This window comes from Ruegeria sp. CDSC025 (assembly GCF_059610805.1).
This window is the reverse complement of sequence record NZ_JBXWOJ010000010.1, coordinates 90,527-115,016: the sequence shown is the minus strand read 5'-3', so window position 1 is coordinate 115,016 and position 24,490 is coordinate 90,527. Positions and strand designations below refer to the sequence as shown.

Below are 24,490 nucleotides of genomic sequence, written 5' to 3'. Positions count from 1 at the left end.
ACAAAGAGCGCCGCAATTTGCCCCTTGATTTCAAGCCCTGTCGGGGAAAATCGGATGAGGTAATTGCAGGTGTGACCCTCTGACCATAGGTGATCAACCGTTCAATCGCTTCAACCGTGCCGTCACGGACAACCCGTGCGCCTCGAGGCTTTCCGACTGCGCAAGTTGCTCTGCCGCTGGCCCGATTGCCCGCAGGGCTTCGGGTGTCATCTGGCTGAGCGTCGTGCGTTTCAGGAAATCCATCACACTCAGACCGGAAGAAAAACGCGCCGACCGGGCGGTGGGTAGGACGTGATTAGGCCCACCAACATAATCCCCGATTGCCTCGGGCGTGTACTGACCAAGAAAGATTGCACCTGCGTGAATTGTCTTTTCGCTCAGAGCGACGGGATCTGCGACGCATAGCTCAAGGTGTTCCGGGGCAATTCGGTTCGACAGAGAGGCTGCCTCATCCAGACTGCCCACAGTGATCACCGCACCAAAATCGCGCCAACTGGCCCCGGCTATGGCCCGGCGTTGCAGGGTTTCAAGACGTTTTTCCACGGCTTGCGCCACGGCCCGTCCAAAATCGGCGCTATCCGTGATCAGGATCGACTGAGCACTTTCGTCATGTTCTGCCTGGCTGAGTAGATCCAGTGCAATCCAGTCGGGGTCGTTGTCTTTGTCAGCAATAACCAGAATCTCGGACGGTCCCGCAATCATGTCTATACCGACCTTACCAAAGACTCTGCGTTTGGCGGCAGCAACAAAAGCGTTTCCGGGGCCTGTGATCTTGTCCACCGCTGCGATGGTATCTGTTCCATAGGCCAGTGCCGCAATCGCCTGCGCCCCGCCGATGCGATAGACCGTATTCACGCCTGACAGGTGCGCGGCCAAAAGGACCAGAGGGTTCGCCTGACCGTCTGGTGTGGGCACGGCGATGGCCAGACGCTCGACCCCTGCGACATTGGCCGGGATCGCGTTCATCAGAACCGACGACGGATACGAGGCCAGCCCTCCCGGCACATACAGCCCCGCCGCAGACACTGCGGACCAGCGCCAGCCAAGGGTCGCCCCGGCCTCATCCGTCCATTGGTGATCGGCGGGCATCTGTTTCTCGTGATAGGCCCGGATGCGTTCGGCTGCCAGTTCGAGCGCCTGACGATCCGCGTCCGAGACCTGCGCAATGGCGACGTCGATTTCCTCTGCCGAAAAGGCCAGCGTATCCGGTGTCAGCGCTAACCGGTCGAATTTGGCCGTCAGTTCGATTACCGCCTCATCCCCACGGACCCGCACATCGTCAATGATCTGCGCGACGATGGCATCCACATCCGGGCTGTCTTCGCGCTTGGCCGACAGCAGGGTCTGAAAAGCCGCGTCAAACTCGGGCGACGTGGTGTCTAGAAAAACGGGCATGATCTGGCACTCCGTGGTGTTTCACCGGGTCATATCGCCGGGATGGGCTGTCCTCAACCCTCAGTCCACCGGGTGCAGCGATTTGCGCATCTCAAAACAGGATATGCTTTTGCGCGCCGCGCAGCCGCCAGTCGGTTTCCAGCCATGCCGGATATAAAACGCCTGGGCCGTCCGTGTCCCCTCAAGCTGTGCCTCGGTGCAACCGGCAGCGGCCAGTTCCTGTTCCAGCCGGGCCAACAACGCGCTTCCCACCCCAAGACCGGTATGAGCCGGGTCGATATAGAGCAGCGTGATCTCGCCGCCCTCACGCAATCCGCCGACAGCCGCAACCTGACTTGCGCGCTCGGCCAGCCAAATCTGCGCGCCGGCCTTGATCCAACCCCGAATGGTCTCCGGGTCTTTATTGGCGGTCCATTCCGCAACGGCCTGTGGATCATCGCCATGATCCACCCGGCACAGCTGCGTGATCGAACGGATCAGTACGCGGCTTAAATCAAAGACATCAAACACGGTCGCGCGGCGCAACATCAGACCAGCGGGTGGTTCTGAGAAGGCCTGCGCGATACCGCGCTTATTCTGCATGATGCGGTGCTTGCCCCGACGGCGCCTGATACGGGCGGGTCACATCTTTGAGCGTGACGTCTATTGCCTCGACCGACAGGCGGATCGCGCCATCACCGGCCAATGTCAGCAAAATCTGACCCGCGCCGTCTTCGCCGGATTCAAAATCGACCGAAAGCAAGGACATCACCAAATCCTTCTCGCTACGGTCGATACCCTGGCTGGCCACGGTTAGAACGGAAGCGAACACCAGCACAGACTGCACCCTTTCGAATGGACGGCCCCGGCGCGTGGCCGCATCCTTGTCCTCCCAGCGGAAACGGTTCAGCAACAGGCCAAAGCGGCGCTGCGACGGGTGCCAGGTCATTTCGGATACTGGGAACACCGCATCCTGTGTCAAAGTCGAGATCACCTGAAGGTCATCCCCATCCTCTGCACCCAGATTCAGTGGAGCCTCACGCCCATCGTGGAAACTTGCGTCTGTCATTGGTCTTTGATCCGTTCAATTTTGGCGCCCACGCCTTCCAGCTTGCGCACGACATGCTCATACCCACGATCCAGATGATAGACCCTGCTGACAGTTGTTTCACCTTCAGCAGCCAGCCCCGCCAGTATCAGCGAAACCGAAGCGCGCAGATCTGTCGCCATAACCGGTGCGCCCTTCAGACGTTCGACACCAGTCACGGTTGCCGTGCCACCGTGAACTTCGATATTCGCGCCCATCCGCACCAATTCGGGGGCGTGCATGAAACGGTTCTCGAAAATGCGTTCTTCGAGCACCGAGGTACCTTCGGCCGTGCACATCAGCGCCATCATCTGGGCCTGCAGGTCGGTCGGAAAACCCGGGAACGGCTCGGTCACGACATCCACGGCTTTGACACGCCCGTTCTTGCGGGCGACCAAAAGACCGTTTGCTGTTTCCGAGACATTCACGCCGGCCGCATCCAGTTTCCCGGCAAATGATTCCACCAGAGACATCCGCCCGCCCAACAGTTCGACTTCTCCACCACAAATCGCCGGCGCCAGCATATAGGTGCCCAGCTCGATCCGGTCAGTGACTACTTGATGGGTGGCGCCATGCAACCGGTCTACGCCTTGAATTTCGATGGTCGGCGTGCCTTCACCGGAAATCTGGGCACCCATCTTCCTCAGACACTCGACCAAATCGACGATTTCAGGTTCGCGCGCCGCGTTCTTCAGAACCGTTGTGCCTTTGGCCAGCGTGGCCGCCATGACAATGTTCTCGGTCGCGCCCACGGATGCAAATCGCATCTCATGCACGGCACCTTTCAACCCGCCCACAGCTTTGGCATGCAGATACCCGTCCTTAAGCTCAATCTCAGCGCCCAGCGCCTCGAGCCCTTCGACGTGCAGATCCATCGGACGCGCGCCGATTGCACAGCCTCCGGGCAGCGAGACGACTGCCTGCCCGAACCGCGCCAGCAAAGGACCCAGCACAAGGTTTGACGCGCGCATCTTTCGCACGATGTCATAGTCCGCTGTCTGACTGGTCAGGTCGTGGCTGGACATTGCGATCACCTGACCATCCTGCAATGACGACACCTCGGCCCCCAAGGACTGCAGCAAAGCCGTCATCGTCTTGATGTCGCTCAGCCGAGGCGCATTGGTCAGCGTCAGCGGTTCTTCGCTGAGCAAGGTCGCCGGCATCAGCGTCAGACACGCGTTTTTTGCCCCTGCAATCGGTATCTGACCTTTAAGCGGCCCGTTGCCTGTCACCAGAATCGAATCCATCTGCTCTTATCCCTCGTCTTTGTCGGCTTTGCCGTTCTGGGTTGCCCGCGCCTTAGCCTGCGCCTTACGCCGCGCCATATTCGCCTTGAGCGCCGCTTTCAGCCGCTCTTCGCGCACATCGCCGGATCTGCCGTGTTTTTTAGGTGTATTTTTTTCTGCCATAACCTTTCTCTACAGGAGGCGAAAAAAACCGTCCAGACACCCTTGCGCCGCGTTTCGTTTGAGTCTAATCACCCGCCCACAGCGCTGCTGTAGCTCAGAGGTAGAGCACTCCCTTGGTAAGGGAGAGGTCGAGAGTTCAATTCTCTCCAGCAGCACCATATCCCCAAAAAATTCATCTAATTATCAATGCGTTGTGTTTTTGATTCTATTTACAGCCCACCCCTTGGCCCACCTTCTGAAAATACCATTCTCAACTTCCTTGTTTGCTATCCGAAAAATCGGCGCGAGTGCCAACTGTGGTATACGAAATTGGTTTTCTCGAAGCCTTGCGACACTTCCACCTCAGAATTGGCAGGCCTTAACTGACAGAAAAGTAAGCTGATTCTCGGGGCTCGATACCTCAAGCTAAAGGACTTTTCTTTAATTCTCACTTTCGTCCGAAACCTAAGCATTCTGAAAAAATGTAGGTGGTGCTATATTGAGCATCCAAAATCAGAGCTTCACTTTAACCGCTACAATTTCTCCCACACCGATTAAACACTTGAGTCGCTACAGTGATCGAGTTGCACAACAAAGGGGTCGGGTTGCGGGCATAAGGAGCGTTGGCTGCAGCAAAAAAGTAGGCAGCTGGCACATTACAGCTAAAGGTCACAATAAGGAGATGAGGTTTTTCGGTGAATACCCAATTCCCAGAGAAATCGCTGGTCGCTACAACCCGATCCATGCAATGCTATTCAGGTGAAAAACCCAGCTAATACAAACGTTCAGGTGCTAAAATGTTGAAGCGGATGTGGGCGATGATCACCTGGAAACCATCGCGTAAGCATCCGCAAGATTTCTATTGCCTGACACCCTATCTGAACAGCCTAGACCCGATTGAAAATCCCCGCACCCGGATCCGCGACGGACAAAAGGAACGCGAAGCTGGGCGAGACAGAAGGACCGGCAAAACAATCTGGTTGCCGCTTTCTGATTAAGCGTCCTTCGTGCGTCAGCGATAGATCTGCCCCGACCATCGTCAGGTTCGCTAACCCGCGCCTTCGTTTTTCGGCATTGTGCAGCAAACACAGCGACCGTGATTTGCGTAACACAAGCGGATGGGGTGCTCTTTATCAATTTCTTTTTCTTGTTCTTTGTCTATGTCTTGATGGAAGTACGTTCGCGTCGCGTTCGTAGAAACCGCACATTGATTTCATTACAAAAACTCAAATCATTTCGGTTTTAACGATCACCGATTGCTACTGAAACCGGTGCGTTTTTTCCAACCTTGTATTCATCCGGAAGTTCCAATGGCCCTAACCGGCCATTGACCGTCGGCAACTGGTGCTGTGACGCGGCCCGCCGAACCTGCCATTCGCTGCAAGCGCAAATTCATCGGCTGGCTGAACTCACACAATGCGGACAAAACGGATGTACAGCATCACCGAAAGGTGGATGATCTCGAGATTGGTTTTAAGAATTTGAAAGAGGCAGGTCTAGGCATAGGCAAAAGCAAGCAAAACTCCTGCCCCGCCCAAGTAAAGTTCTTCTGACAAGACGCTTGAAAGATCTGCGTTTTGTAGCGCCGGATCGCTATTCAGCTCCCCGTCCGCCCAGAACTGATCTCTTCAGATGATCGCCAGCAGAATCTTAGTAAAGACCCGCGACCTTTGCCCTCAGTTTTATCAGTGATGCAACAGTGTCGATTGTGGGTGTTGCGATCCCGGTCAGTTGCCCCAATTCCTGTACTGAAGTGACCAAGGCATCAATTTCCATAGGTCGGTTCAGCTCCAAATCCTGCCACATCGAGGTCTTGTGTGCTCCGACAGCCGCTCCTCCGTCAATGCGCTTTTCGACATCAATCGGGAACCTAACCCCCAGTTTTTCACCGATTTCCTGAGCCTCTAGCATCATTCCACGTGCCACGGAGCGTGAACCTTCATCAGTACACAAGACATCAAGTGTTGAGTGGGTAAGTGCGGAAATCGGGTTGAACGACAAGTTGCCCCATAGCTTCAGCCAAATTTCGTCCCGTATTCTTGGTCTTACGGGCGCGCGTAACCCGGCGGTGGACAATGCAGCCGAAAGATTGGAGGCACGGTCTGATTTAGTGCCATCGGGCTCACCCAAAGAAAAACGATTGCCTTCGACATGCTTGATCAATCCCGGAGCAATGACTTCCGCGGCCGGATAAACAACACAGCCAAGCACACGATCCGGTCCGAAACCGTTCCATTGCGCGTCTCCCGGGTCTACAGATGACAATCTCGTCCCCTCGAAGGGACCGCCCAGCTTGTGGAAATACCACCAGGGTACCCCGTTCACTCCGCTCACTATTGTCGTTTCATCCCCAATCAGTGGCTGGATCGAGTCCACAACTGCTGGAACGGAATGCGCTTTCAGTGTCACAAAGACATAGTCTTGGGGGCCGAGATCGGCGGCATTGTCCGAGGCGCGTATTGGCACGTTGATCGGGTCCTGCCCATCCTCATGGAGAGTCAGCCCTTTTTCTTGCATTGCAGCCAGATGTGGGCCACGTGCAACGACACTGACGTCCACGTCAGTCTGCGCGAGCTTCGCAGCAACGTAACCTCCGATAGCTCCGGCACCAAAGATGCAAACTTTCATGTGTCTAAGCCTTTGCCAGTCCCAATTTAGCGGCCAGCCCAATCCTTTGTATCTTACCAGTCGCACCTTTTGGTATCTCTTCGAGAATAACCACTGAAGTCGGCACCTTGAATTTTGCGAGCCGTGCGCCAACAAAATCCCGGACGTCCTGACCTGCAATCGTCGCTCCTTCTGAGAGCACCACCGCCGCCGCTATGTCTTCGCCCAGTTTCTCGTGGGGAACGGCAAAACAAACTGCCTGAGCAACGTCCGGATGGCTTAGAAGCACGGCGTCAACTTCAAGTGGACTGATTTTTTCTCCACCGCGATTGATAAGCTCCTTAAGGCGTCCAGTCAGTAGCAGATAATCCTCTTCGTCGAACGACCCTTGATCACCGGTGCGAAACCAGAGTTTTCCATCCGCTTCAAAGAAATTGTCTGCATTTGCCTGCGGGTTGCTCTCATACCCAGGGGTCACGTTCGGACCGCTGATAACGATTTCTCCGACATCCCGCGAAGCGATCAATACATTTTCCGTTTCGTCTGCAATTCTGACTTCAGGGCCCGCTGCTACTCCGACGTATCCGGGCTTTTGCTTTTGTGGAGGAAGCGGGTTGCAACACATTTGATGCGTGGCCTCAGTCATACCGTAGGCCTCGATGACAGGCGCATTGAATGTCGCCACCAACTCTTCCATGACCGGCGCGGGCAACGACGCAGAAGACGACCGCAAGAAACGCAAGCGCGATTGCTCAATGACTGATTGGTTTCGGGCGGCTCGGGCGAGAATAGCTTGGTGCATTGTCGGAACCGCCGTGTACCATGTCGGATCAACCTCAGCGACCTGTGAAAAAAAGCTAAGAGCGTTGAACCCAGGGGCGCAGCTAATTTGCGATCCGGCGCCTAAAGAAGCCGCGACTGCTGCGATCAACCCATGGATATGGAACAGCGGCATGATGCTTAGACAACGATCATCGATTGTCAGCTTCAAAGACGAAGCCACGTTCCGTGCCGACGAGTAGATATTGGCCTGCGTCAAAGGAACGATCTTGGGGCGCGACGTTGTTCCTGATGTATGGAGTATCAGGGCGACGTCATCTTCACCCGGCGCTGATGTATCAGCCACTCCAATTGGGTCACAGGCCAAAACGGAAAACTGTCCAGCTGGACGAGAACTATCGCTAGAAATCCGCAAGACGGCCACACCCAGTTCAGTCGCCGCTTGCACGGCTGGGCCACTTTCGTTTTCGCTTACTACAAGAGCCTTGGCTTTCAAGTCTTTGAGATAGAATACATATTCTTCGATAGTATAAGAAGGGTTTAAAGGCGCCGTCGTCGCCACTTGGGCGACGGATATGAATGCCGTCGCCATCTCTGGTCCGTTAGGCAACACAATTGCCACCCTGTCGCCGCGCCCTATTCCGATCTGATGCAGATCCTCTTCGACCTTCGCGCAATGCTCGCGCAAACCAAGGTAGCTTAACCAAGGCTGGCCAGGGGCGCCAATGGCATTTGCCGTGTCTGCATGGTGTGCAATCAATTCAGCGACTAAATGGGGCATCTGTTATCCGTTTACACAAGCATCGGTTTCTTTCGCAATGTTAGGTCGTCGCAGCAGGTTCTAAGTCACGCGTACGTTCAGGCTGCCCAGCTTGTCGACGGCCAAGACCATAACATCCCCTCGGTTGACGGGACCAACACCAGAAGGTGTCCCTGAAAGGATAACGTCCCCGGCCGCAAGCTCGAAGTAGTCGCTCAGATACGAGATCATCTCGGGGACTTTCCAAATCATCTGGTTCAAGTCGCCTTCTTGCCGAACTTCACCATTCACCGTCAGAGTAATCGGACCTCTGTCGAGATGCCCGACCTCTGATGCCTTGTGAATTGGTCCGCATGGCGCCGAGCGCTCAAACGCTTTCCCAATTTCCCACGGGCGGCCCATCTTTTTCATCTGCCCTTGCAGGTCGCGACGGGTCATATCAAGCGAAAGGCCGTACCCAAAGACATGATCCAATGCATCGTCCACCGAGATATTCGTGCCGCCGGACTTGAGCGCAACAAGCATTTCTGCTTCGTGGTGCACGTCGGAACTGTGCGGAGGGTACGGGAATTCCCCTGAAGGGTCCAAATTGTTTGGGTTCTTTTGAAAGAAAAATGGAGGTTCCCGGTTCGGGTCATGGCCCATTTCAATTGCATGCGCCGCGTAGTTTCGCCCAATGCAGTAGACACGCCGGACAGGGAACGTGCCGCCCCCCGATACGGGTATGACATGCACCTGCGGCGCGGGAATTACATGATCGGACATCGCTTTCCTCCTGAACGCTTGACTGCCAAAGATCGGATTTCCGAACGGTCAGATACCTTCCGATCGATGCCACGCCACATTCAAACGGGCGCGGCGGCTTACCAAGTCATCGCCAAAATTCAGGCTGTTTTGCAAGACCAACGGCTACAATCTGCCCCGACCATTTCCCGAATTGGTTGGGCGCCAGCGCTACTTCAGCTGTCGGACTGGATGCTCGTAGGCAGCACCCGCGAATAAACCGATTTCAGGTGATCCACCATGGCACTGGCCGCAAGCTCACAGTCGCCCTTTGCTATGGCAGACACGATCACATCATGTTCGCTAAAGCTGGAATAGTTTTCTGCGGGCTTTAAAGTTTCGCGTGGCTGCCCCCAAACAATCGATCTTCGAACCGAATTCAAAGTCTCAAAGAAGTATAAAAAGAGCTGGTTACGAGTGGAGCGGGCTATAGCGTAATGCAAATTATTGTCCCAAGCTTCGTACGTGCGCCAATCCTCTGCGGTACGACATTTGTCCGCGCATAGCCTCATTTGCTCACGATCGGAACGTGTGGAATGGAGCGCTGCGAGGCGGCTAAGCTGCGGCTCGATAGTAAATCTAACAGATACAACCTGCTCAGGTTTAATTTGGTTGCCCAAATAAGTTACATCGGTGAGGTTGAGAACCGGCCTGGAACCAACAAATGTTCCCCGCCCCACATGACGCCAGATCAGCCCCTGGGCCTCAAGCTCTGCCAACGCTCTTCGCAACTGATTGCGAGTGGTCCCAAGTTTTGAACACAGCTCACGTTCAGGTGGGAGCCTGTCGTTATGCCTGTATCCGGCATTGTTAATCAGGTCGCGTACACGGTGCGCGAGTTCGGTTGGTGCACTCATATCTCCACCCAATTTGGCGATTGGTTGATTGATTGAAACGCCAAGTCGGAAAAAACTCAAGGGCAAGAGGAAAGCAAGAAACGAGTCGCCGGACAGGATCCGTGACCACGTCTTGACACAAGCACGAGGGAGGAGTGCCGAGTGCGGTTAGCAACTGTTTCCGTAGAGGGCCACGCCGTTTGCGTGGCAATACTAAACGATGGCGGCAAGTTGGACGTTTTGCGCGCAGCGCAAGTGCTTGGCGAAGCGCTGGACGCAGGTTCAATGCAGCATCTGATCGCAGGCGGAAAAGAAACGCTCGGCGTTTTGAAAACCCTCGTTTCATCGGCCGAAACGGGTAATCTAAACGACGCACTGGTCCCGGATGACGCGCCGTTTCTGGCACCAATTCCTTCCCCGCGTAAGAACGTTTTCTGTGTCGGGCGCAATTATGCTGAACACATCGCCGAGGGCGAACGTGCCCAAAACCAAAAAATTGGCGTAACAGAGCATCCGGTCTTCTTCACAAAACCGCCGACATCGATTGTGGCGCCAGAGGCAGACATTCTGATATTCCCCTCGGTCTCACATGCCATTGACTATGAAGTTGAACTGGCAGTTGTGATTGGAAAACCGGGGCGAAACATAGCCAAGGCTGACGCATACGACCATGTATACGGCTATACGATCCTCAATGACATCACCGCACGCGACATTCAACGCCGACATGGTGGGCAGTATTTCAAAGGCAAAGGTTTAGATGGGTCTTGCCCATTGGGCCCCTTCATAGTGACCGCTGATACAATCAGTGATCCGCACGCTCTATCAATCGGATTAACAGTCAACGGCGAACAGCGCCAAAACGGATCGACGTCGGACATGATTTTCGACATTCCAACGCTGATCGCATCCCTTTCAGAAGGTATGACCCTGGAACCTGGCGACGTAATCGCGACCGGCACACCGTCTGGTGTCGGATACGCCATGGACCCACCACAGTTCCTGAAAGACGGGGACACTGTGGTTTGTGAAATTTCAGAAATCGGCACGCTCAGGAATACCGTGCGCGTCGTTTAAGTGGCTCCTGCATAGCTGAATCTGCGGGTTGCCAACCATGCAAGGGAGGAAGACTAAAATGATGAACAGAAGGACTTTCACAGCGTCCTTGCTTTCGGCGGTTCCGGTAGCAGGAGCACTAGGAACACAGGGCTTTGCGCAGGACTTGCGTAAAATTACCTTCGTGCAGCCAAGCCCTTCGGCAATCAATTCATTTCCGGTTTTTGTCGCCATCGGCGAAGGTTATTTCGCTGATGAAGGGTTGGATGTGACCGTCGAGGCGATCAACGGCTCAGGAGCCGTGCTTCAAGCATTGTCCGCCGGACAGGCTCACTTCGGTCGCCCCGGTCCTGGCCCCTTAATTGCCGCACGGTCGCGGGATGTAGATGCCGTACACATCTACAACGTTGCGGCACGCAGCAACTTTGGCATAGCCGTGCCAGAAGACTCTGACATCCAAAGTGTTGAAGAGCTTCGAGGTAAAGTTATCGGAACAGGTACGGCCGATGGCGCAGAAGTCGGCTTTGCACGTAACGTGATGACCGGAGCAGGCATGAAAGAGGGTGAAGACTTTACCTTCCTTACCGTCGGCGACGGTGGCCCGGCGACCGCGGCTTTCCTAAACGGCGAAATCGACGCTTACTCTGCTTCGACGGCTGATACGGCAATTCTGAACCAGCGCGGAATGGCGGTGCGTGACATCACGCCTGCGGAGTTCGGGCGTTTCTTCGGTAACGGCATCGCCACAATGGCTGACACAATCGCCAACGACCGTGAATTGGTCGAAGCTTGGAGCCGCGCGTTCGCACGTGGTCATGCATTTGCACTGGATGATGCCAACCGTGAAGCTGTTTTGAAGCATTTGGCGGATGGCAACCCGCAGGAAGGCGAGGACAAGGAGTTCCAGTCAGCACTGTTCGATGCCGTACGCTCGAAAACTATCGCGGCGGATCCGAGCAATGGCCTGGGATGGTACCCCGCCGAAGTTTGGCAGGAATGGCAAGACGCACTTGTTGCAGGGGGCGAAATTCCGGGACCGCTTGATGACTTGAGCGCGGCCTGGACCAATGAATTTGCCGCCATTGGCAACGAGGCCGCCAGCAAATGAACGCTGCAGCCGCACAAGAGTTTTCCGGCGCGCCCTTGGGCACGCCGGTCTACGAATTGACCCATTTAAGCAAGACCTATGCACGCAACCTTGTTGTTGCGCTTGAGGATATTAATCTGACGCTACGGAAAGGAAGCTTCACTTCTGTCATTGGGTCCAGCGGGTGCGGCAAGTCAACTCTGCTCAAGATCATGGCGGGTCTGATCCCTCCCACCAATGGGCGTGTGATCCTACAAGGTCTGCCAGTCACCGGTCCCCGTCGAGACATTGGTATGATGTTCCAGCAGGCGACACTATTTCCCTGGAAAACAGCAGTGGAAAACATCGTGTTGCCAATCGAAATCCGCGACGGCAAGGCAGCCGCCAAGCAAGCAATGGGCAAGGCTCACGAGCTTTTGGACATCGTGGGTTTGAAGGGGTTCGAAAACGTATACCCGAACGAATTGTCGGGCGGCATGGCTCAGCGCGCCTCAATCTGCCGTATGTTGATCACTGAACCAGCTGTGCTTTTGTTAGACGAACCATTCAGCGCGCTGGACGAGCTGTCACGCGACATGATGAATATGGAACTGCAGCGGATTTGCCATGAACAGGATGCGACCGCTTTTCTTGTTACGCACTCTATTCAGGAAGCCGTGATTTTGTCCGACGAAATCGTCGTGTTGAAACCACGCCCGGGCAGGATTGCCGAGATCGTGAAGGTCGACCTGCCACGCCCACGCACGTTGGATATGATGACCACGCCCAAGTTTGGCGCAATTGTGGACTACATTCGCGGCCTTCTGGATAAGGGAGAAGAAATGTGAGCGACGTTCATAACCACTCACCTTCCCTAAAGGATTCTGACACCGCAGAAGACACGGTATGGGAACAGAAAATTCACTTTATCGACTCGGTCCCACGCTGGCTGGCGATGACCTTTGTCTTCGTGGTTTTCGTGGGCACATGGCAAAGTGTCACGAGCCTTGGGCTGGTTTCCCCAATCATTTTGCCGACACCGATGGAAACCCTGAAAGATATGATCTTCGTGGGACAAAATCTATTGACTGGCGGCTACATGCTTGTGGCGCTGTGGATCACAATCAAAGAAGTAATCTATGGTTTTGCGCTGGCAATCGCGATCGGTTTTTCGCTGGGCGTATTGGTGGGGGAAACGGCATTTGGTGAAAAGGCGGTGATGCCTTATCTGGTGGCCATCGATACCATGCCAAAAGTGGCATTTGCCCCACTCTTTGTAGCGTGGTTAGGCTTTGGTATTGAATCAAAGGTCGCACTTGCTGCCTTTATCGCGACATTTCCAATCGTGGTTGGCACTGCGGCCGGGCTTCACGCTGCCGACGAAAACGCGCGAATGCTTTTCAAGACGATGGGCGCAAGTCGGATGCAGACATTGTTCAAGATGAAACTGCCGACTGGCCTGCCGCAGATTTTTACCGGCCTCAAGATCGGAGCAGTCGGCGTAATGGCCGGTGCGATCACGGGAGAATTCCTGGGCGGTGGCAAGGGATTTGGCGAACTTATCCGAGTTGCGGCCTCGCAGCTCAACACGCCGCGCGTGTTCTCCTTGATCCTGTACCTAAGTCTCGTTGGTCTCGCTGTATTTGCGACGGTGGTTTGGACACAGCGAAAACTGGTGTTCTGGCACAAAGAGCAGGTTGGCAGAGATGACTTCTGAGCCAGTGAAAATAAACTGCCAGACCTTGCGTGAATTTGTGGCGAGCGCGCTCGAAACTCGAGGTGTTCCAAAAGCGGATGCAGATCAGGTGGCCTCGACGATGGTTGAGGCCGACATATTCGGATATGGCACCCATGGAGTCTTTCGCTTGCGCCAGTATCTTGCCCGATTGGCCGGAGGCGGGTGCAACGCCAAACCAAACGTTACCGTCATACATCAGTCTGTCGCGACCGCGTTGATTGACGGCGATGACGGCCTTGGGCATTTGGCTATGTCGGCGGCGCGAGATCTTGCGATAGAAAAGGCGAAAGAGGCAGGTATCGGATGGGTCGGTGTTCGGCGCGGCAATCATGCTGGACCTTTGGCACTTTATGTGCGCCCACAAGCCGAAGTTGGAATGCTTGGCATGGCCGCAGCGGTGGGCAGTGCTAACCACGTTCCGCCCTATGGCGGAAGCGACTTGCTTCTTGGCACCAATCCTATCGCCTTCTCTGCACCTGCCGATGGCCCCGACCCGTTTGTGTTTGATATGGCGACGACAGTTGCCGCGATGGGTAAGATCAAGACCCTGTTGCAGCAAGGCGAACCTATGCCCGAAGGTTGGATGGTTGGGCGTGATGGCAATCCGTTAACGGACCCTGCTCGCAAATCAGAAGGGTTTCTTTTGCCGATCGGAGGTCCGAAGGGTTTCGGCCTTTCCGTGGCCATAGGGTTGATGGCCGGAGTCTTGAACGGCGCTGCATTCGGCTCTGACGTAGTCAACTTCACATCAGACACAACCTCACCCACAAACACAGGGCAATTCGTAATGGCGCTTGATCCGGCGGCCTTTGGAATGGAAAAAGACTTTGCTTCGAATGCAGCCCGCGTCTACTCTGAAATGCGCGCATCCGCCCCCCTGCCCGGTCATGACCCGGTACGCCTGCCCGGAGACGGAAAAACGGCTGCAGCTGAGGCCCGTCGCAAAGACGGTGTAAGCCTCAACCCCGCTCTTTGCCGAGAACTTAACAATCTCGCCCTGGACTGTGGACTGCCTCCCCCGTTTCCTGATGTTAACACTGACTAGCGGCATATCTGAGGGAAGCCGGACTGCACTTTTGACCAGGGTTTAGCGAGGCGTCACTTCTGGCTTCAGCGCTTTTACAAGCGCCGAAAGTTTGTTCATCATGTGAAGTTTCATTGCCTTACCAAGCCCATCTGCATCTCGGGCCTTGAGCAACTCCATCATGGTTTCATGTTCGTCTATTGCCTGTGCCCAACGCTCGTCCGACAAGTTGGCCAAAAAACGTGCACGGCGGACCCGCGCGGCCAAAAGCTTGTGGTGGTTTTCCAGTATGTCGTTTCGCGCGCCCTTTATAAGTGCCTGATGGATGTCTTGATTGGCTTTAAAGTACGCCTGTCGATCACGCGCTTCGTACGCGCTCAGCATATCCTTGTGGCTACTTTCAATCCGTTGAATTTCCGCAACGTCCATTTGCTGACACGCTAGTTCCCCCGCCAGTTGCTCAAGCGCTGCGAGCACTGGAAACGTGTTTTCCAATTCTTCCCTCGTAACACTCGCGACACGGGCACCCCGGTTGGCTTGAAGCACCACAAAGCCTTCGGATGCAAGAACCTTTAGGGCCTCTCGCAATGGTGTCCGGGAAACACCCAATGAGTCGCAAAGCTGTTTCTCGGGCACTTTCTCACCCGGCTTCAAAACGTCTTCGACGACAAGATTGCGCAAGCGTTCGACCAACTCTTCATGTAGGGTCGGGCGATTAATGCTGTCCGTCAGGTTCATATCCACATCCTAATATTCAAGGACCATATCCAGCAGGCGCGCGACGTGCATCGCTTGGCGCTGCGTACCTTCGGCGATTTGGTGGCGGCATGATGTTCCATCCGCCACAACAATTGCATCCGCAGGCGCCGCGTCTAAAGCTGGAAACAGGTCGAGCTCTGCCATCTTGATCGAGACATCAATAGTACCGGGCGCGTATCCAAACGCCCCGGCCATACCACAACAACTGCTTTCGATCATGTGAACCTGTGATGCGGGAATACGCTTAAGTAAGTTGAGCATCGGTGTAACGGCATCGTGTGCTTTCTGGTGGCAATGACCATGCACATAAATGGGGCGATCTACCGATTTGAGAGGCAGATCCGGCTGTTTGGCCAGAAACTCCTCAAAGGTATGAGAGGCTTTGGATAGCAACTCCGCATCCCGCCCCGGACAAAGAGCCAAATATTCGTCCCGGAATGTGAGGATAGAAGAAGGTTCGAGACCGACTACCGGTATGCGCTGTGCAGCTGCTTCTCGCGTCGCGTCAATCACACGCTGTGCCTCGTGACGCGCCTCTTCCACGCAACCCTCAGCCAAAAGAGTGCGCCCGCAATCCAGCGGCCTTCCTGTTTGGTCATCTCTTGCTATGGCAACCCGAAGCCCTAGCGCACGCAGAACCCGGACAGCGGCGCGCAGATTGTCTGGCTCGAAATATCGGTTGAACACATCGGCAAACAGAAGCACCTGCGGATCTATGTCTTGGGCCTCGACATCCCGGAACGGGTCGGAGGACCACACTGGCAGGTCACGTCGCGCCGAAATTCCAGTTGGTTTCTCCAACAGCGTACGCAAGGGCCCAATTTTGTTCCGAGCATTCAATAACCACGCGACTTTTGCAGCTTTTGGCGCATATCTCGGCAGATAAGCTATTAATTTATCAGCCAATGTCAGCCCGTCTTTTTTGCGCTTCGCTGAAAGTACTTCGATCTTCATGCGGGCCATATCGACGCCAGTCGGGCATTCACGCGCACAAGCCTTGCAAGACACGCAGTATTCCATCGTGTCCTGCATTGCGTCTGAAGTTAAACCACCCGGCAACTGCCCGCTGATGGCAAAACGCAACGTGTTTGCCCGCCCACGTGTGGCATCACGCTCGTTTCTCGTCGCACGAAAGGAAGGACACATTACTCCGCCCTTGAGCTTGCGACACGCACCGTTGTTGTTGCACATCTCGACGGCACCCTGAAATCCTCCTCCGGCACCCGGCCAAGCGGACCAGTCCAGCGCCGTTTCGAATTCAGGAACTGAGTAGTCCGGGCTGTAGCGGAATAGGCGGCGATCATCCATGGCAGGCGCGTGCACGATTTTGCCGGGGTTCATTAGCCCGGCAGGGTCAAACCGGGCCTTAACCTGTTCAAACGCGGAAACGATACGAGGGCCGAACATCTTTTCATGAAACTCTGATCGCACGATCCCATCACCGTGTTCGCCTGAATGAGACCCTTTGTATCTCTTGACTAGATCAAAGGTCTCTTCGGCAATCGCCCTCATTGTCCGGACGTCTTTGTCCTGCCGCATGTTCAGGACAGGACGAACATGGAGACACCCGACTGAGGCATGCGCGTACCATGTCCCTTTTGTGCCGTGCCGGGTAAAAATTTCGGTCAGGCCAGCGGTATAATCGGCGAGATCAGGCAACGGGACGGCGCAATCTTCCACAAAAGAGATCGGCTTGCCGGCCTCCTTCATCGACATCATAACGTTCAACCCGGATTTTCGGTATTCGGCGATCGAGTTTTGCAGTTTGGTATCAGTAACTGATACAACCCCGCCCCAACGGTTTTCAGTCCCACTGAAATCAAACCCGAGATCTCCCATCAGTTGCGATAGCTCGACAAGCTTTGCAGCATTGGCGTCAGCGCTACCCTCAGCAAATTCCACTAACAACAACGCTTCAGGGCTGCCTTCTACAAACGCCTCAATCGTACTGCGGAATAATGGGATATCTCTCCCCAACGCAATCATGGTGTCGTCGATCAATTCTACCGCCTGCGGCTTGAGCGTCACGAGGTGCTGTGTTGCTTCCATCGCAGCACGGAACGTCGGGAAATGACACACGCCGACAACTTTCTCGCCCGGCAAGTGAGCAAGGTTCAGTTCCAATTCAGCGAAATAGGCCAGAGTGCCTTCTGACCCCACCAGCAAATGAGACATGTTGACGTCGTTGCCGACAAGCGCATCGATGTTATACCCGCCCACACGACGCTGGAGATTGGGAAACCGGGCGTCAATTTCCGCAGCCTCGCGACGCCCCAGAGCACGCATGTCCCCAACAAGATCGGCATAATCGCCAGATGGCGTCGTATCGGCGCTGAACCGTGCTTCCATACCATCGCTGAGGATTGCACTTATTGCACGGACGTTATCGCGCATGATCCCGTAGCGCAGGGATTTTCCACCAGAAGAGTTGTTGGCAGCCATTCCTCCAAGCGTGCAACGCGACGCGGTCGAGGGGTCTACGGGAAACCATAAGCCATATTGCTTTAGTGACTGGTTCAACTGATCCAGAACAACGCCGGGCTGAACACGCGCGACACGGTTCTCAACGTCCACGTCAAGAATACGATTCAAGTGCTTGGTGTTGTCTAAGATAACGCTTTGATTGACCGTTTGCCCACATTGCGATGTGCCGCCGCCGCGCGGAAGAACGGAGCATCCTTCGTCGCGCGCTACAGACATCACGGCCTGCACGTCCTCTTTGTTTCGGGGAATGACCACGGCGTCCGGCATCCTCTGATAGATCGAAGCGTCAGTCGAGTATCGTGCGCGTGATGCCGAGTCAGCCATCACCTCGCCTTGGACGTCAGACATCAGTCGGCGATGCAACGATCCATTCTCAAGCATCGGGTTCGCCTTCCCTTCCCAACTAGCCAATTAGAAGCTTCACTTCACCGTTGACTGAATAATGAATTCATAATTAACTTTTGCCAATAGGTAATTGCGCCACTGTTTCGGCGCCAGCGGAAGGATCAGTTCAAATGCGCCAGGCGGGCAGACATTTTTTGCAAATCCCAGGGCCAAGTGCCGTGCCGGAACGCATCCTGAAGGCCATAAGCATGCAGACCATCGATCACCGGGGGCCAGATTTTGCAGAAGTAGGCCACAAAGCCCTCTCTGGGATGAAAACAATTTTCAAGACAGAACAAAACGTCTTTATCTATCCTTCATCCGGTACAGGCGCGTGGGAAGCTGCGCTTGTGAATACAGTGTCGCCGGGCGGAAATGTTCTCATGTACGAAACAGGACATTTCGCATTCATGTGGTGCAACTTGGCTGAAAAAATTGGGTTACAGCCAGAGTTGATTGAAGGGGATTGGCGTGGCGGTGCGGACCCCAATCAGATAGAAGACCGCTTGCGCGCGGACAGTCAGCACGAGATCAAGGCGGTATGCGTCGTCCACAATGAAACTTCTACCGGGTCAGTCTCGCCTATTGAGGAAGTGCGCAGGGCAATAGACACGGCGAAACACCCTGCCCTTCTTTTGGTTGATTCAATCTCTGGCCTTGCATCGATCGATCTTAGGTTCGACGAATGGGGCGTAGATGTCTGTGTCTCCGGTTCGCAAAAAGGGATGATGCTACCGCCGGGTCTCAGCTTCAACGCTGTGAGCGATCGTGCTCTGGAACATTCAAAATCCGTGACCATGCCACGCAGCTATTGGAATTGGCAGGATATGGTCGAGCCGAACCAGAAAGGGTTCTTCCCTTATACCCCTGGCACCAATCTTATCTATGGATTGAATGAGGCCATCGATATGTTGCACGAGGAGGGGCTGGAGAACGTATTCGCTCGTCATGCCCGCCACGGAGCCGCGACTCGAGCTGCCGTGCAAGCATGGGGGCTTGAGGTATTGTGTGCCCGCCAAGGTCAGGAGTCAGGCGTACTGACCGCTGTCAAAGTGCCTGAGGGACATTCTGCTGATGCCTTTCGTGCGACGGCGCTGGAGCACTATGATATCTCACTCGGAAATGGTCTATCCAAAGTAGCCGACAAGGTATTCCGAATAGGTCACTTAGGCGATTTCAACGACCTGATGTTGATCGGCACACTCTCAGGCGTAGAAATGGGACTCGCCAAAAGCGGCGTGCCGCACACTACAGGCGGTACTCAGGCTGCATTGGAGTATCTCAAGGCCGCGTAACGCCGGACAGAGTCTCCAAAAACTCAACCAGGTCTGCAATCTCCTGCTCGGATAAATTCAGTTCAGAGAGTATGGCTTCGCCATCGGCGTGAAGCCTTTCTATATCAATTTCGTTATAGTGTCGGACCACGGCGTCCAGATCATCCAGGCTGCCGTCATGCATATAGGGGGCGGTTTCGGCTACACCTCGAAGGCTGGGCGTACGAAAGGTTCCAAAATCGGAATGGCTCCTTCGTACATTTCGGACCGCCCACGCGCCTTGCTTTTCCGGATCGTCAGTCCAGTCTCCGTCCAATGTGTAAGGGCTGGAGAGCAAGAAGTTCAGCCCTCCGAACCGGCCATCGTCGACTTCGGTTTCACTCAGAAAATATGGCACGCCCGCGTCGTGGAATTCGTTGTTGGAAAATCTCGGGCCATTATGGCAGAACGCGCAATTCCCGCGCCCCAAGAAGAGCTGAAGCCCTCGCTGGGCAGCTTCGGGGTAGTTCGCAGCCTCTGCCAGATCGCTGCGCTCCAACGCGTCGCGAAAATCGTCAAATTGTGTCCGCTCGGTTACCCGCGTTTCCAGGTAAGCTGATAGGGCTTTGGCAATGTTTACCAAGACCTGCTCTGTGTCTTGGCTTTGAACATCGCCAAAAATGACCTCAAAATCTTCAATGTGCGTACTCTCGGAAATGGCTCTCATTAGGCTTTCTTTGCTGTGCGCCATCTCTTGTTCTTCAATGATCGGATGCAAGCTGGCAGCCCACAGATTATCGCTCTTTCCGCCCCACCCGTACCATCGCAGACCTGCCAGATTTCGCAGTGATGGCGTATTCCGATCCAAAATCACGCGACCGAATGTTCGTGCCTCGGAGTTGGTGAGTGCCTGCTCGGGGTCGTGACAACTTGCACAGGCAAATGCACCATCAATCGACAACACCGGATGGTCGAAAAGCGCTGCGCCCAGCGCAATCGCTCGGGGATCGTTTGAAACCATGTTGCTTGGATCAGGTTGGAATGATGGTGGCCACGGCCCAAAGGACAGCGTTTGTTGGATTTCATCTTCTGACAATAGGACTTCTGCACGCACCGAACTCGTCAGTAAGACTAGCGCAGCTGTCACCCACAACTTCATTTCAGCGCAATGTCAAAGGTGTAGGATACCGATTGCCCTTTGTATTCGACGTCCACTTGAAGCTCCCACATACCCGGCATGTGAAACAGCATATCATCAACACGGAACACACCGTCGCCTTTTGCAGTGACGACTGGAAGGTAGTTCATCCCGTGTTGGTGAGCAGGCATGATTGCATCGACGCGCATATCAATCACGGTAATTTCGCTGCACACAGTGAGGAGTATTGAAAACGGTTGAGCCAACGGAATTTCGTTGACAGTCAAATGCACAGCAGGCGCGTTCTGAATTTCAGAACCCATCCGTTGCCCGGTCGCCTCACAAGCGACGGCAGCGCCGGAAGATACCAGAAACCAGACGAGCCAGCGGATCATTTTGTTGCCAGCAATCGTTCTGCGTTGGCATAGGCAATGTTGTCCGCTATCTGGTCTGGAAGCAAATCCAGCCATTCGCGTGAAAATTCTGCATGCGGGCCGACGTAATACCAGCGCTCCGGCGCAAATGTATCGGTACCGACCATAAACCGATCAGGATGCGCTTCGAACGCAGCTTGCCAATCCGGATCGACACGGCCCCGCGAGACCATGTCGGAACGGAACGCCAGATCGGCCCAAAGCCGGGGATACGCATTCAAAGCGTCGACAACCTTTCCTGGATCGTCAAAGCCAGAATGTGCCCACAGTACCCGAGCCTCCGGCCAGGTTTCGAAGATCAGGTCAACCGCGTCGCGATCACCGTGATGGTGCAGAATTAAGTTCCGTTCCTTCGCCAGTGCGATCATACGCTGGATAACCGGCGTTTTGATATCGTCCCCATAGGCGTGAAACTCGCCGATGGCTTCGTAGTCGTTCTTCGACAGATTTGCTTCCAGATAATCGATTACTGTTTCGTCGTGCATCCAGGTGTTGATCTCACCGCGACGACGATAGGGACGAAGTGCCGGAACAACGATGTCCGGCGCTGCAGCCAAAAGCAGTTGCGTTCCGCTATCGTCCGAGCTGGAAACCAGGGCTTTCCGCACGCCTGCATCCCGCAGGATTTTGGCCACTTGTTCGGGCGGAACCAGTTTCACGGCATCATGGCTGTAGTGAATATGTGCATCGAAAATCGGTCGCTCATCGGCGATGGCCACTCCGCTGACTAGCGCTGCATATACAATGAATATGTATTTTAGCACTTCAAGCATCCTCCATAGCGTTCAGTCCCGAGCAAGCGTGACGTCGAAATTCACGTGCAGGTAAGGTTCAGTGATCCTACCAGAAAGTGCCATGTCATCGGGAAATTCCGAAGCTGGTCGTTCAACATACGTCATCACCAGATCGTCTCGAACACCAAAGACCGTATCCTGATCCAGATAGGGATCGTCGTCCGGAAAAATCTCGGTCACGAGTGAGCGATAGCCGGGGGCTTTGACGATAAAGTGCAGGTGTGAGGGCCTCCACGGATGGCGACCGCAAGCACGCAGAATATCGCCAACTGGCCCGTCAGACGGCACAGTGTATTCAACTGGCTTTACTGTGGTGAACGCGTATCTGCCATCGTCACCAACTGTCATCAGCCCGTGGAAAGAGTAGGTGTCCTGTTCTTCATCCTGACTGGCGTAGAGGCCGTTGGGTGCCGTTTGCCAGATGTCGAGTTCTGCTCCTGCAATGGGATTGCCCGCTGTGTCCCGAATGATGCCTTCAGCAAGCAGAACCGACCCGCCGTAGTGTCGTTTCATATCCCCACCCATGGGCAGCGGAGGTGCGCCGGATACATGAAACGGGCCCAACACCGACGAACTTGTTGCGTCTGGACTTGAATGCAGCATGTCCACCAAAGAAGACAGGCCCAGCACGTCCGACGCCAGCACAAACTCGTGCCGGTCCTCGGTTTCCACAGCGGCACAGCCCTCGAGAAACGCAATCCCAGCGCGCCATTCGTCATGCGTCAGGTTGGTTTCGCGCGCGAAGTCATGAAGGTGTTTGACAAGTGACCCCATGATTTCGCGCATCCGCGGATCGGTGTCCTTGGACAGGTATCCCATGAACACGTCGGTGATATTATCTTTGGTGACAGAGCGCATCTGTGCCTCCTTAAATCAGGGCAAGGCTGAGGATCGGGAACTCGATCAGAATAAACAGAACGATCAGCATCACGAACGCAAAGGGAAGTGCGCCCATGAACACATCCTTGAGCGATATTCGGTCATCGTTGATCGTCGATTTGATGACGAAGCAAGATATGCCCAAAGGCGGGGTCAAAAGCCCGATTTCGGCGCCGACCACAGTGATAATGCCAAACCAAATAAACGACATGTCCAGGGCTTCGGCCATGGGCAGGAACAGCGGGACGACGATCAGAATGATGGACGCTGTATCGAGCAAAGTTCCCAGAAAAAGCATCAAGAGAACGTAGAGCAGCATGATCGACCAAAAGGACGCGGAATTTCCCGCGAGCAAATCCTGCAACTGATTGGGCAGCCCGGCCAGCCCCAGCATGCGACTATAGATCGAAGCCGCCGTAATCAGGAACAAGATCGCCGCTGTAATATGACCGGTTTCCAGCAACGCGTCCCAGAACGCTCTTGGTGTCATGGACTTGCGTACGACTGCGATCACGAGCGCAACCAGTGCCCCAGCGGCACCCGCCTCGACAGCGGTTAGCCATCCTGTGTAAATGCCACCGAGCACTACCGTGATAATGAACAATGTGGGCAGGGTCTTGGATGCGATCTCGCGCCAGGACATCCATTCGGTGTCTTCGACGACCCGGCCGCCCACAAATGCAGGTGTAAAGCGGCCCATCAACCAGATCGCGCCCACATAAGCTATTGCCAGCATGATACCGGGTATAACTCCCGCCAGAAACATGTCCCCTACGGACTGTTCGGCGACAAAGGAATAGATGATCAGCATCGCCGAGGGTGGAATAATCATCCCCAAAACCGACGACCCGGCCACAACCCCAACCGCAAAACGTGGATTATATGCCTGCGCCATCATCTGCGGGACCGAGACCTTGGTGAACACTGATGCGGACGCAATGGACGACCCGGTAACGGCCGCAAACACAGCATTTGCTCCGACGGTCGCCATTCCGATACCGCCTTTGACCTTGCGAAATCGCATGGTCATGACCTCGTAAATATCCCTCCCTAGTCCCGCTTTTGAAACGATGAGGCCCATAAAGGTAAACAGCGGGATTGTCGCGAAACTGTATTCCATCGCGCTGTCGCCCACCGCAACCTTCAGCAGGTTGAGCGCAAGCGTGAAGTTGTCCCGCATCAGCCAGATCGACACGAAGGAGACCACGCCCAAAGCAATTGGAATATAGACCCCCGCGTAAATCAGAAAGACTATGGCAACGACCGAGATCAGGCCAATCTCAATCGGCGTCATTCTGCGGCCTCGTCATGCTCTGGGGTGCGAATAAGTTGCGGGCGGTCCTGCGCCGTGACGACCTTGAGCAGGAAGATCACGCAGGCAAGCGCAGTACCGCACGCGATGACCAGTTTGACCGGCCACCAAGGCAATGTGAAAAGACCGGGCACTCCGAAGTAGTCCTGTGTTTCCCACATGTGAAGAAATTCTGGGAAGGTTACATAGGCGATCAAGGCCATGAAGATTGCCGAAATGGCGTTGATGATGCGCCTCAGGTTGGCTGTCAGACCGGGGCGACGATGGTGTAGCAGGTTCAGAAACCCATCTGAGCGCGTCAATCGATCCACTCTGACAACGTCGGCCAGCTGCAGGAACACGATCATCACGACCGAGAATTGCACCATCTCGTAGGTTCCGCGCAGTGGGGCCGAAAACAGGCCCCGCGCAATGACGTCAACATTCAGAATGACCACCAACGCTAGGACGACAAGCGTACCCAATGCGTTGGCGGCGATAGCAAGCGAATTGGCGACCCGCGACAGGACAGCAACAGCAGTCTTCAGCATGTAAGGCCCCTTTCTCAGGTCGCC

Annotated in this window: 23 protein-coding genes and 1 tRNA gene; 7 read left to right on the top strand and 17 right to left on the bottom strand. The window is 54.9% G+C overall.

The features are described 5' to 3' along the window. Positions 1–93: 93 nt before the first annotated feature. From hisD to AC2FH8_RS14920, 5 genes are read right to left on the bottom strand one after another with little or no spacing between them, the layout of a single operon-like run. Positions 94–1,395, bottom strand: a complete 1,302-nt coding sequence (hisD, locus tag AC2FH8_RS14940) for a histidinol dehydrogenase (protein ID WP_281995641.1) — start codon at positions 1,393–1,395, stop codon at positions 94–96. A 60-nt stretch (positions 1,396–1,455) separates the two neighbouring features. After that, a complete protein-coding gene (locus AC2FH8_RS14935; RefSeq protein WP_496690124.1) occupies positions 1,456–1,977 on the bottom strand; it encodes a GNAT family N-acetyltransferase in 522 nt (173 codons plus the stop codon). Then, positions 1,967–2,443: a DUF2948 family protein gene (locus AC2FH8_RS14930; protein WP_496690123.1), complete on the bottom strand. Its 477-nt coding sequence runs from the start codon at positions 2,441–2,443 to the stop codon at positions 1,967–1,969. Before AC2FH8_RS14930 ends, AC2FH8_RS14935 begins: the two co-directional genes overlap by 11 nt. Next, positions 2,440–3,708 (bottom strand): UDP-N-acetylglucosamine 1-carboxyvinyltransferase, encoded by a 1,269-nt coding sequence (gene murA / locus AC2FH8_RS14925; RefSeq protein ID WP_281973612.1) that lies wholly within the window; start codon positions 3,706–3,708, stop codon positions 2,440–2,442. Before murA ends, AC2FH8_RS14930 begins: the two co-directional genes overlap by 4 nt. 6 nt (positions 3,709–3,714) lie before the next feature. Continuing rightward, a complete protein-coding gene (locus AC2FH8_RS14920) occupies positions 3,715–3,870 on the bottom strand; it encodes a hypothetical protein (RefSeq protein ID WP_185956727.1) in 156 nt (51 codons plus the stop codon). 83 nt (positions 3,871–3,953) lie between these two features. Here AC2FH8_RS14920 and AC2FH8_RS14915 point away from each other — a divergent pair. Next, positions 3,954–4,028 (top strand) — tRNA-Thr (locus tag AC2FH8_RS14915). Positions 4,029–5,499: 1,471 nt separating this feature from the next. Here the strand turns inward: AC2FH8_RS14915 and AC2FH8_RS14910 are convergent. The 4 genes from AC2FH8_RS14910 to AC2FH8_RS14895 all read right to left on the bottom strand — a co-directional run bounded on the left by AC2FH8_RS14910 (position 5,500) and on the right by AC2FH8_RS14895 (position 9,636). Continuing rightward, on the bottom strand, positions 5,500–6,477 hold the full coding sequence (locus tag AC2FH8_RS14910) for a 2-dehydropantoate 2-reductase (protein WP_496690122.1): 978 nt from the start codon (positions 6,475–6,477) through the stop codon (positions 5,500–5,502). A 4-nt stretch (positions 6,478–6,481) separates the two neighbouring features. Next, complete coding sequence (locus AC2FH8_RS14905; RefSeq protein WP_496690121.1) at positions 6,482–8,017, bottom strand: acyl--CoA ligase; 1,536 nt, start codon at positions 8,015–8,017, stop codon at positions 6,482–6,484. A gap of 60 nt (positions 8,018–8,077) precedes the next feature. After that, a complete protein-coding gene (locus AC2FH8_RS14900; RefSeq protein ID WP_170383457.1) occupies positions 8,078–8,761 on the bottom strand; it encodes a fumarylacetoacetate hydrolase family protein in 684 nt (227 codons plus the stop codon). 194 nt (positions 8,762–8,955) lie between these two features. Next, positions 8,956–9,636 (bottom strand): FadR/GntR family transcriptional regulator, encoded by a 681-nt coding sequence (locus AC2FH8_RS14895; RefSeq protein WP_171188346.1) that lies wholly within the window; start codon positions 9,634–9,636, stop codon positions 8,956–8,958. Positions 9,637–9,777: 141 nt separating this feature from the next. Here AC2FH8_RS14895 and AC2FH8_RS14890 point away from each other — a divergent pair, with 141 nt between their 5' ends. The 5 genes from AC2FH8_RS14890 (at position 9,778) to AC2FH8_RS14870 (ending at position 14,520) form a co-directional block, all read left to right on the top strand. Next, positions 9,778–10,692, top strand: coding sequence for a fumarylacetoacetate hydrolase family protein (locus AC2FH8_RS14890; protein WP_281995639.1), 915 nt, complete (start codon positions 9,778–9,780; stop codon positions 10,690–10,692). Between the two features lie 61 nt (positions 10,693–10,753). Further along, positions 10,754–11,779, top strand: a complete 1,026-nt coding sequence (locus AC2FH8_RS14885; protein WP_281995638.1) for an ABC transporter substrate-binding protein — start codon at positions 10,754–10,756, stop codon at positions 11,777–11,779. Next, complete coding sequence (locus AC2FH8_RS14880) at positions 11,776–12,585, top strand: ABC transporter ATP-binding protein (protein WP_281995637.1); 810 nt, start codon at positions 11,776–11,778, stop codon at positions 12,583–12,585. Before AC2FH8_RS14885 ends, AC2FH8_RS14880 begins: the two co-directional genes overlap by 4 nt. Beyond that, entirely contained in the window at positions 12,582–13,454 is an 873-nt protein-coding gene (locus tag AC2FH8_RS14875) for an ABC transporter permease (RefSeq protein ID WP_496690119.1), read from the top strand. Before AC2FH8_RS14880 ends, AC2FH8_RS14875 begins: the two co-directional genes overlap by 4 nt. Next, positions 13,444–14,520: an Ldh family oxidoreductase gene (locus tag AC2FH8_RS14870; protein WP_496690118.1), complete on the top strand. Its 1,077-nt coding sequence runs from the start codon at positions 13,444–13,446 to the stop codon at positions 14,518–14,520. The genes AC2FH8_RS14875 and AC2FH8_RS14870 overlap by 11 nt, the downstream gene beginning before the upstream one ends. A gap of 42 nt (positions 14,521–14,562) precedes the next feature. Here the strand turns inward: AC2FH8_RS14870 and AC2FH8_RS14865 are convergent, their stop codons facing one another. Together AC2FH8_RS14865 and AC2FH8_RS14860 are read right to left on the bottom strand one after the other, a co-directional pair. Beyond that, positions 14,563–15,237 carry a GntR family transcriptional regulator gene (locus AC2FH8_RS14865; protein WP_170711979.1) on the bottom strand — a complete coding sequence of 225 codons (675 nt, stop codon included), beginning with the start codon at positions 15,235–15,237 and terminating at the stop codon, positions 14,563–14,565. A 9-nt stretch (positions 15,238–15,246) separates the two neighbouring features. Continuing rightward, positions 15,247–18,090 carry an FAD-binding and (Fe-S)-binding domain-containing protein gene (locus AC2FH8_RS14860; RefSeq protein ID WP_281995634.1) on the bottom strand — a complete coding sequence of 948 codons (2,844 nt, stop codon included), beginning with the start codon at positions 18,088–18,090 and terminating at the stop codon, positions 15,247–15,249. A 167-nt stretch (positions 18,091–18,257) separates the two neighbouring features. On the opposite strand from AC2FH8_RS14860, the gene AC2FH8_RS14855 reads away from it, so the two are divergent. Further along, complete coding sequence (locus tag AC2FH8_RS14855; RefSeq protein ID WP_281995633.1) at positions 18,258–19,421, top strand: pyridoxal-phosphate-dependent aminotransferase family protein; 1,164 nt, start codon at positions 18,258–18,260, stop codon at positions 19,419–19,421. Here the strand turns inward: AC2FH8_RS14855 and AC2FH8_RS14850 are convergent. From AC2FH8_RS14850 to AC2FH8_RS14825, 6 genes are all read right to left on the bottom strand, one after another. After that, on the bottom strand, positions 19,408–20,400 hold the full coding sequence (locus AC2FH8_RS14850; RefSeq protein ID WP_496690117.1) for a cytochrome-c peroxidase: 993 nt from the start codon (positions 20,398–20,400) through the stop codon (positions 19,408–19,410). The genes AC2FH8_RS14855 and AC2FH8_RS14850 overlap by 14 nt on opposite strands. 134 nt (positions 20,401–20,534) lie before the next feature. After that, entirely contained in the window at positions 20,535–20,912 is a 378-nt protein-coding gene (locus AC2FH8_RS14845; protein WP_171211985.1) for a hypothetical protein, read from the bottom strand. Further along, positions 20,909–21,724 carry an amidohydrolase family protein gene (locus AC2FH8_RS14840; protein WP_217360844.1) on the bottom strand — a complete coding sequence of 272 codons (816 nt, stop codon included), beginning with the start codon at positions 21,722–21,724 and terminating at the stop codon, positions 20,909–20,911. Before AC2FH8_RS14840 ends, AC2FH8_RS14845 begins: the two co-directional genes overlap by 4 nt. 12 nt (positions 21,725–21,736) lie before the next feature. Then, positions 21,737–22,603, bottom strand: coding sequence for a dioxygenase family protein (locus AC2FH8_RS14835; protein WP_171126188.1), 867 nt, complete (start codon positions 22,601–22,603; stop codon positions 21,737–21,739). Between the two features lie 10 nt (positions 22,604–22,613). Beyond that, positions 22,614–23,918, bottom strand: a complete 1,305-nt coding sequence (locus AC2FH8_RS14830; protein WP_281995631.1) for a TRAP transporter large permease — start codon at positions 23,916–23,918, stop codon at positions 22,614–22,616. Then, a complete protein-coding gene (locus tag AC2FH8_RS14825; protein ID WP_171211988.1) occupies positions 23,915–24,466 on the bottom strand; it encodes a TRAP transporter small permease subunit in 552 nt (183 codons plus the stop codon). The genes AC2FH8_RS14830 and AC2FH8_RS14825 overlap by 4 nt, the downstream gene beginning before the upstream one ends. Between the last annotated feature and the right edge of the window lie 24 nt (positions 24,467–24,490).